The 1,474-nt window shown below is 39.6% G+C and carries 1 protein-coding gene; it reads right to left on the bottom strand.

Going from position 1 to position 1,474, the window contains the following annotated elements; all coding sequences use genetic code 11:
- Nucleotides 1-37: 37 nt before the first annotated feature.
- Nucleotides 38-1,377 (bottom strand): IS3 family transposase gene (locus JCM21738_RS23690; RefSeq protein WP_439646017.1). Its coding sequence is split into 2 segments (ribosomal slippage): nt 38-964 and nt 967-1,377, totalling 1,338 coding nucleotides; the frame shifts between segments, so codons are not numbered across the junction.
- Between the last annotated feature and the right edge of the window lie 97 nt (nt 1,378-1,474).

The raw sequence follows: 1,474 nt of genomic DNA, 5'->3' as shown, positions 1-1,474 counted from the left end.
TAATCTGTACCCCTTGTAAAGGACATTTTAAAAAAAGCTAGGCTACTTTAACTTTAAGAAGATGATCTCTGTATTGAACAGGGGTCATCTTTTTCATATTCCATTGATATCTGTAGTGATTGTAGTAGTGTATGGCAGCTTTCACTTCTTGTTTAAGCTCTTCCAAGGTTTCACATGACTTTATATCAGCCAGGTCCTTAAAATGTCCAAAGAATGATTCCTGTGGGGCGTTGTCCCAACAGTTCCCCCTCCTGGACATGGATTGTCCCAATCTGAATTTTTTCACTAGCTTTTGGTAAACAGGGCTGGTATAGTGACCTCCCTGGTCAGAGTGTATATAGGCTCCTTTAGGCAGTTTGATTTTCCTGTTTCTCTTTAATTTCTTAAGTGTGTCCGTAGCGATATCAAGTGTAACTCGATCAGAGACCTGATGAGCTAAGACTTCATTGGTGGAAGCATCAATAATGGTTGATAAATAAGCCCTTTTTCCTTTTCCGAAATATAAGTAGGTGATATCCGTAAGAAGGACTTTGTAGGGGATTCCCTGTTTGAATTCCCTTTTAAGGAGGTTCGGGACGACCTTGTGCTCCTGGGTAGCCTTCAGGATGCGTTTATAGGGATTCGCTCTCCTGAAAGGACTCTCAATTCCGTATTTCTTCATGATTCTTCTGATTCTTTTGAGATTGAAGACAACACCAAACTGACCTGCCAATACCATCTTAATTTGGCGAGCCCCTTTCTTACGGTTCTTAAAATTGTATGCTTTTAAAACTAGATCTCGGAGGGATTCATCCTTTTTCTCCCGATCCTTCCTTCGCTCAACTTGTTTAGCTGAAAAGTAGTTATAGTAACCCTGACGGGACACACCAGATACTTTACAGAGGTGTGATACCATCCCTGTTAGATTGTATTTCTCGATGACGGAATGAATAAGGTTAAATTTCCGTTCAGCCGATAACTTTATTTCTTCCTCATCCCCCTTTCGGCGAATCGTATCTTTTTTAAAAGTTCGTTCTCTGCTTTCAACAGGTTAGTTTCGGCCTCTAATCTTGCATATTTTTCTTCAAGGGAAAGCTCTCTCTCCCTTGGTCTGCCTGAGTTTCCTGGCCTTGTGTCACGGAGGCCCATCACTCCATTCTTATGGTAGGCATCTCTCCATCTTTTACTAGCTGAATCAATACGCCTTTTACCGACAATCTCTGGATTCAACCCACAGTCTCTAAATATTTCACTCGGGAACTTTCCCTTTTCTTTTTGAGCTATAAAGAGTTCCTTAAACTCATCAGTATAGGTAATCCCTTTTGGGCTAACTGATTTTACATAAGGATTTTTAGATAATAACTCGATCTCTTTTTTTGAAAATAATTTTTTACTCATATACTCTTCTCCCGTACCATTTTTAATCTATTGTACATAAAAAATCCTGTGCAGTAGACGCTTTTTTTTAAGTGTCTACTACACAGGATACAGTTTA

It is taken from the genome of Mesobacillus boroniphilus JCM 21738, from assembly GCF_000517385.1.
GTDB lineage: Bacteria > Bacillota > Bacilli > Bacillales > Cytobacillaceae > Mesobacillus > Mesobacillus boroniphilus.
This window is presented reverse-complemented; position numbering and strand designations above follow the sequence as displayed.